Source organism: Flavobacterium saliperosum (assembly GCF_900100625.1).
Classification (GTDB): domain Bacteria; phylum Bacteroidota; class Bacteroidia; order Flavobacteriales; family Flavobacteriaceae; genus Flavobacterium; species Flavobacterium saliperosum.
Genome location: NZ_FMTY01000005.1, coordinates 185,589 through 192,711, shown reverse-complemented (window position 1 = coordinate 192,711; position 7,123 = coordinate 185,589). Strand labels below are relative to the sequence as shown.

6 protein-coding genes are annotated in these 7,123 nt (G+C 38.6%); 5 read left to right on the top strand and 1 reads right to left on the bottom strand.

All coding sequences use genetic code 11. From position 1 onward, the window contains the following. Window positions 1–633: 633 nt before the first annotated feature. Complete coding sequence (locus BLQ05_RS10845) at window positions 634–1,347, bottom strand: DUF4294 domain-containing protein (protein ID WP_023575905.1); 714 nt, start codon at window positions 1,345–1,347, stop codon at window positions 634–636. An 80-nt stretch (window positions 1,348–1,427) separates the two neighbouring features. Here BLQ05_RS10845 and BLQ05_RS10840 point away from each other — a divergent pair, with 80 nt between their 5' ends. The 5 genes from BLQ05_RS10840 to BLQ05_RS10820 all read left to right on the top strand — a co-directional run bounded on the left by BLQ05_RS10840 (window position 1,428) and on the right by BLQ05_RS10820 (window position 7,070). Next, a complete protein-coding gene (locus BLQ05_RS10840) occupies window positions 1,428–2,516 on the top strand; it encodes a M42 family metallopeptidase (protein ID WP_023575904.1) in 1,089 nt (362 codons plus the stop codon). 6 nt (window positions 2,517–2,522) lie between these two features. Beyond that, complete coding sequence (locus tag BLQ05_RS10835) at window positions 2,523–2,951, top strand: septal ring lytic transglycosylase RlpA family protein (protein WP_023575903.1); 429 nt, start codon at window positions 2,523–2,525, stop codon at window positions 2,949–2,951. Next, on the top strand, window positions 2,951–4,903 hold the full coding sequence (locus BLQ05_RS10830) for a tetratricopeptide repeat-containing sensor histidine kinase (protein ID WP_035654162.1): 1,953 nt from the start codon (window positions 2,951–2,953) through the stop codon (window positions 4,901–4,903). Before BLQ05_RS10835 ends, BLQ05_RS10830 begins: the two co-directional genes overlap by 1 nt. Further along, window positions 4,900–5,622 carry a LytR/AlgR family response regulator transcription factor gene (locus BLQ05_RS10825; RefSeq protein WP_035654161.1) on the top strand — a complete coding sequence of 241 codons (723 nt, stop codon included), beginning with the start codon at window positions 4,900–4,902 and terminating at the stop codon, window positions 5,620–5,622. Before BLQ05_RS10830 ends, BLQ05_RS10825 begins: the two co-directional genes overlap by 4 nt. 110 nt (window positions 5,623–5,732) lie before the next feature. After that, the gene (locus BLQ05_RS10820; RefSeq protein WP_023575900.1) at window positions 5,733–7,070 is read left to right on the top strand and encodes a hypothetical protein; all 1,338 of its coding nucleotides are present in this window, start codon (window positions 5,733–5,735) and stop codon (window positions 7,068–7,070) included. Window positions 7,071–7,123: the final 53 nt, after the last annotated feature.

Below are 7,123 nucleotides of genomic sequence, written 5' to 3'. Positions count from 1 at the left end.
CCATTTCGTTGCGCTTGCCAGTATTTCAAATGAACTTTCCCTTATTTTGCGGGCTGCAAAGATAGTTGCTTTATTCCTTACAATCCAAATCTTTTTTTAACTTTTTTCAAAATCTTTTTGATTCGGTTTGTTTCAAAATGTCAGCAGAACTATGCCGTTATTGCGGGTGCAAAAGTAGCACTCTTTCCCGTAACTCCAAATTAATTCCAACCTTTTTTATGTCTTTTTTTGATGCTTTGCCGTAACATACTGATAACCATTTTCTAACATGCAAAAGTTTTTTTTGAAAAAGGCGCTGAGGAACTGAGTCGCTTAGTTACTGAGCGGGTTTGAAGTTGCATATACTATATATAGGTAACAACCGTGGGTTTAAAAAAAGAAAATGATTTTACCTACTATATATAATATGGAGAATCTTTTTTATCGAAAGACCACAAAAAAACAACCTCCTTGCCCTCCTAGCCCCGATTACTTCACTAAACTTATATTTACAGCGGAGTTCAGTGAATTTCATTTAAAGTGGAAATCCCGGCTTTGGGAGATTGCAGCGCAAGCTCGCAAGGACGGATTGCAACGCAAAGCGGGAATATGGTCCGAAAAAAAGCCCGGAACTTTCGCTCCAGGCTTTAAATTTTATTTGTTTGCTTCCAATGCAGCTTTTTCTTTGGCTGCTTTTTCTTCTCGTGCTTTACGGGATTTGTTGAGTTTTTCTTTCCAGGTTGCGGAAAGTTCGGCTAAGTCAATGGGCTTGGCCGGATCCTGACGTTGGAGTTTTCCTTCCTTGAACGCTTTTATAAGCATCCCTTCGATGTAAAAATCATCCAATTCGTTCATTGGGTCGTATTCTTCCTTTAAATTAATGTCGAATAATTTGGCGGTATTATTGGACCAGAACGCTTTCCATCCACTTTTTAAGTCTTTAACCAATTTAAAAGTGGTTTCTCCGGTTTGACGGTGAATCAGCTTTACCAAAATCTGCCCTTCTTTACGGGAGAATTTCTTAAGTCGGTCTTCGAATTCGTTTTCAAGATAATTTTCCACAATTTTGAAATACTTCTTCTTTTCGCGCTCCGTTTTTAATTTAGCCATGTTTGCGTTGAGCATTTTTAAATTTTCTGCTGCCAGTTTCGCATAGGGATACACTTTGAAAACACGGCGCTGCATTTTCTTAATCCGCTCCATTTCCTCGGCATAAGCTTTATCTTTTCCTATAAACATTTCATCCATTTGTGTTTTAAAAACCACGGAAGTATCCTGAACCTGAGTTCCGATGGTATCATTGGTAACCTGACTATATATATAGGAGTAAAAAAACAGGGAAATACTCAAAAAAAGATATCGCTTCATAGACTTATTTATTATATCAAAAATATACATTATACTAACAACTCTAATGCCAATTTATTATTTTAGCAAAAAAATATTTTATGGCAACAAAATCAATACTATCCAAATCATCCCTCACCTTTCTAGAGAATTATCTGAATAATGCCTCACCAACGGGTTATGAGGAAAGCGGACAGAAACTTTGGATGGATTATTTAAAACCTTACGTAGATACATTTATTACGGATACCTATGGAAGTGCCGTGGGTGTAATCAATCCGGATGCAAAATATAAAGTGGTTATTGAAGGACATGCCGATGAGATTTCATGGTATGTAAACTACATCACCGATGACGGACTAATCTATGTGATCCGCAACGGGGGGTCCGATCATCAGATTGCGCCTTCGAAACGCGTGAACATTCATACTAAAAAAGGAATCGTAAAAGGAGTTTTCGGCTGGCCGGCGATTCATACGCGTAATCGCGGTAAGGAAGAATCGGCAACACTTCATAATATTTTCATTGACTGTGGTTGTTCCACAAAAGAAGAAGTGGAAAAATTGGGCGTTCATGTGGGTTGCGTAATTACGTATCCGGATGAATTCATGATTTTGAATAACGATAAATTCGTATGCCGTGCCATTGACAACCGTATGGGCGGATTCATGATTGCCGAAGTAGCGCGTTTACTGAAAGAGAACAAAAAGAAATTGCCTTTCGGATTGTACATCGTGAACTCGGTACAGGAAGAAATCGGGCTGCGTGGTGCCGAAATGATTACGCATACCATCAAACCGAATGTTGCCATTGTGACCGATGTTTGCCACGATACCACTACGCCAATGATTGAAAAGAAAATTGAAGGTGATTTGAAAATGGGTAAAGGTCCGGTAATTGCCTATGCACCAGCTGTACAGAATAATTTACGTGAACTGATTGTAGCCACTGCGGAAGACAAAAAAATTCCGTTCCAGCGTCATGCGACTTCAAGAGCAACAGGTACCGATACGGATGCTTTTGCGTATAGTAACGGCGGAGTGGCCTCGGCGTTGATTTCCCTACCGTTGCGTTACATGCATACGACAGTGGAAATGGTGCACAAAGAAGATGTGGAAAACGTAATCAAACTGATTTACGAAAGTTTGCTTAAAATTGAAAACAACGAAACGTTTTCGTATTTCAAATAAAAATAAATGAAATCATTGCATTCTAAAATAACAGTAGCGCTTTTACTTTTATCGTTTGCTTTTCTAATGAACAGTTGTGGGGCTTCGGGCTCTAAAATAAGGACTACGAACAACTCAGAATCGTCTAAAAAAGGGAAATTGTATAAAAGTAAAGGCGTTGCTTCCTATTATCACGATAAATTCAACGGAAGAAAAACTGCCAGCGGGGCGCGTTTCGACAATTCCGGTTATACCGCTGCCCATCGCGAGTTGGCTTTCGGAACAAAAGTGAGAGTGACTAATCTGGTAAATAACAAATCCGTTGTAGTCACCATCAATGACCGCGGTCCTTTTTCCAAAGGAAGAGAAATTGATCTGACCAAAAAAGCCTTCATGGAAATATCCGACAAAACCACACACGGCGAACTGTCGGTAAAAATTGAGCTCTTACATTAATGTTGTTATCGCTAAAAAACATACTCTGCTGCATTCTTTTTTTCCAATTACACATCGGAAACGGACAAACCGCCGACAAAATTAAAGCCGCCTATCAAACAAAAAATGCAATAGAGAAAATTGATTTTTACGAAAAACTGAATCTGAACCAAAAAAGAGCCTACAGGGATTTTTTCTGGCAACACTTTCCTAAACTTGCATCGGAGGAACAAATCAAATCCGATAAGAAAACACAAATCCGATACAAATTTGCCTTAGCCGAAGTCTACAATATTAAGGAAGACGAATTGAAATCGATTGAGGTTTTAAAGGAAATCCAAAATGACAAAGACTACAGACTTTCCGATTCGGAAAACATGAACGTACTGGTGGGACTGCAAAAATCCTACCTGAATCTGAATTTGTACTCCACTGTTTTCAAAATCAATTCTGAAATCGCACAACTTCGAAAAAAAGGCGCTTCCTTCCCTTTGTGGAGCTATAACATCAAAAGTAACTTGTATGCACGATTGTTCTTGTATGACAAAGCGATTCCTCAGTTAAAATCGGAAATAGCCGACCTTTTGAAAAATCCAGAACGCGATTCGCTGATTGTTCCTTCCGCTTACAATGATTTGGGTTTTTATTATGCGATGAACAACCGGATTGACAGTGCCTATCAATATTATAATATAGCCTTACGCAAAGCCGAAAAAGCGTTAAAAAGTACCGATTTTGAAACCTACGAACGGCTAAGCGGTGTTGTAAAAGGAAACATTGCTGTTTTGAAAATCAGGCAAAACGATTATAAAAATGCAGTTTCCCTACTTGAGGAAGATGCAGCCATTGGGATTAAAAACAACGATAACAACAGCGGAACCATTAAAAGTCTCATTTTGCTTACCGAATGTAATATTCATCTGAAAAATTATGACGAAGCGCAAAATAACATCAACCAGATTGAACAACTGCTGTCCAAAGGCATATCTCCGGAAACCAAAGTGGGGTATTATAAGGCAAAAGCGGAACTGCTTAAATTTCAGAATAAGAAAGACGAAGCGTATGCCAATTATGAAAAAGCTTTCCGTCTGAGTGATTCCATAAATTCAGTGAAACAACGACTACTGTTGGCCGGTAATGACATACTGTACCAATTGGAGCAAAAAGACAATGTGATTGAGAAACAGCAATCGGATATCGATACCAAAGAAAAAGGAATTCTTTACATCGTAGCCATCGCTTTGGTCGTAATTCTGATGACAACCTTGTTTTATTTGCGTAATTCCAGAAAAAAGAGAAAAGAAATCGAACAGAAGAACAATTTGATTTCGGCGAAAAACGAAACCATTAAGGAGTCTTTGGCCGAAAAAGAAATGTTACTGAAAGAAATTCATCATCGGGTAAAAAACAATTTACAGATTATTTCCGGAATTTTGGAACTTCAGAATTTCAACATTACCGATGAGAATGCCAAGATTATTCTGAAAGAAGGACAGGCCCGAATTCAGTCGATTGCGTTAATTCATAAAACATTGTACCAGTCGGAGAATTTCAGCAAAGTGCCTTTTCAAAATTACCTTACGGAATTGGTTCAGGCCATTCAGGATACGTATAGAAATGCGCAAATGAAAATCGAGACCGTTATCAATGCGAATGATATTGAACTCAGCATCAACACAGCCATTCCGTTAAGTCTAATCATCAATGAAATCATAACAAATTGTTACAAACACGCTTTTATCGGCAGAAACAACGGAACCATAAACATCCATCTGACAAAAGAAGATACTACGTATAAACTTGTAATCCAAGATAACGGAAACGGACTTCCGGATGATTTCAATCCGAAAAAATTACATTCCGTTGGTTTTGATTTGATTCAGGGCCTATCGAAACAACTGGAAGGCACCTTTGATTGGAAAACCGAAAACGGCACAGCAATTACAATTACTTTTAAAGACAACATACAATGAACCATCCGCTGAACATATTGGTTGTAGAAGACGAGTACATCACCCAGAAAACGATTTCTGTTTTGCTTACTGAAATGGGTTACAATGTCATCGGCACTGCCATGAATGCCAATGAAGCTATTGAAATTCTGAATGAAAACAATGTTGAGTTTGCTTTATTGGACATCACCATTCAGGGAGAAAAAGACGGGATTTGGCTGGCCAATTACATTACTGAAAAGTACACGATTCCGCATGTCTTCCTAACGGCATATTCGGATGATATTACCATTAAAAATGCGATTGCGACCAATCCGTATGGCTATCTGATTAAACCTTTCCAAAAAGCAGATCTGTTTTCATCGATTGAAATTGCATTGCTTAACTTCAACAAACAAAATACGAATGCAAAAACAGAAAGTGATTTCATTTACATCAAACACCATGAAGTTTTTGAAAAAGTGACCTTAGACAGTATTGTTTATGTGGAAAGTCAAAAAAATTACCTGCTCATTATAACGGATGAAAAGGAATACCGTTTTCGTTGCACGATTACCGAGTTTATAACAAAACTTCCGGACAACTTCATTAAAACACACAAAGGTTTTATCGTTAACAAAGAAAAAATTCAGGGTTTTAATGCCAACTTCATCACTATTGGAACTATAAAAATACCCATTTCAAAAACACATAAGGAAGAAGTTTTGCAATTACTAAACAACTCAAAAATAAAGACTTAAAGTATCTTTTAGTTATTCTTCCCAAAAAAGCACTCCTCTATCCCATATTTTTTTAGCAGAATTTTCTTTTTCTAATTTTTGTTGTGTTAATCTAACTACAACTAAACATTATGAAAAAGTTATTGTTATTATTGCTTTTTTCCGGAGCGGCTTCTGCACAGGTAGGAATCAATACCACAACGCCCAATACAAGTTCCATGCTTGACATTACGGCTACGGATAAAGGTTTACTAATTCCAAGAATTTCAATCCCCAATTTGAATGCGGCGGCTCCGGTAACAACACCGGCTACCAGTTTATTGGTATACAACACCAATGCAACAACCGGAATCGGTTTTTATTACTGGGACGGATCAAAATGGACACCCTTTTCCGGAGGCGTAAGTCATTGGACAAAAGTGGGCAATGACATTTACAACAACAATACGGCTAATGTGGGTGTGGGAACCACCACTCCGACAAACAAATTGCACATTGAAAATATCGGAGCTGCCGGAAGTTTGTTAAACCAAAATTTCGAAACCAATGCCATAGCTCCCCTTACTACAGGCGGAAGTGGCAATTGGGCAACGCAAAGCACGGTTAAAAACGCCGGAACTTATGCCGCAAAATCTGGTACTATTGCTGATAGCCAAGCCACACAAATGTCGCATACGGTTGTAGTACCTGCCGGAGGTGCCACATTAAGTTTTTATTATAATGTGAGTAGTGAAAGTGGATTCGATTATCTGAAATTTTATATTGATGGTGTCGTACAAAACCAATGGTCTGGTACCGTTGGATGGACACAACAAACTTATCTGCTTGCTGCCGGTTTAAGAACTTTAAAATGGGAATACAGTAAAGATACTTCCGCAAGTTCCGGTGCGGATGCGGCTTATGTTGATGACATTACTATCACGACTGCAGCTCCTGCGGCCATAAGAATCGTAGACGGAAATCAGGGATTAGGAAAAGCATTGGTTTCAGATGCTAACGGAAACGCAACTTGGCAACAACTTACGGCAAGTAATGTTTCCATTCCGGATTTGGTTGTCGTACAGGATATGACTATTCCTATTTGCAGTTCCAGTCCTTCAGGCACTACCGGTTCTTTCAGTACAACCATAAAAGGGGTAAGCACAACCGTTACGTGGACTGTTTTACAAAGAGTTACAACGGCAGGCTCTACTGCTGCCATAAGTGGAAACACCGTGTTATTGGCACCCGCGAAACCTGAGAAATTACAGATCCGATATGATTTTTCGCCCCAACTGCCTTTTATTCCCTCCGGTTTGATATTTGCGCCATACAATAACAGTTCTTACCCTGATACATTTAATATCAACTATTCAAACAAATCACAAACATCCATTACCACCAATATCGTGCGCACGGATGCGCTTGGGGATACATCGGCAACGTGCTGGATGGGACAATTTTATTTTGATATGATTCTGATAAACTAAAACAACTAAATACCACAACTAAAACTACTTAATTTTTAAAAAAAAGCCGGACA

Coding starts and splice junctions, on each gene's coding strand:
- BLQ05_RS10840 (WP_023575904.1), top strand. CDS start 1,428: ATGGCAACAAAATCAATACTATCCAAATCATCCCTCACCTTTCTAGAG.
- BLQ05_RS10820 (WP_023575900.1), top strand. CDS start 5,733: ATGAAAAAGTTATTGTTATTATTGCTTTTTTCCGGAGCGGCTTCTGCA.
- BLQ05_RS10835 (WP_023575903.1), top strand. CDS start 2,523: ATGAAATCATTGCATTCTAAAATAACAGTAGCGCTTTTACTTTTATCG.
- BLQ05_RS10830 (WP_035654162.1), top strand. CDS start 2,951: ATGTTGTTATCGCTAAAAAACATACTCTGCTGCATTCTTTTTTTCCAA.
- BLQ05_RS10845 (WP_023575905.1), bottom strand. CDS start 1,347: ATGAAGCGATATCTTTTTTTGAGTATTTCCCTGTTTTTTTACTCCTAT.
- BLQ05_RS10825 (WP_035654161.1), top strand. CDS start 4,900: ATGAACCATCCGCTGAACATATTGGTTGTAGAAGACGAGTACATCACC.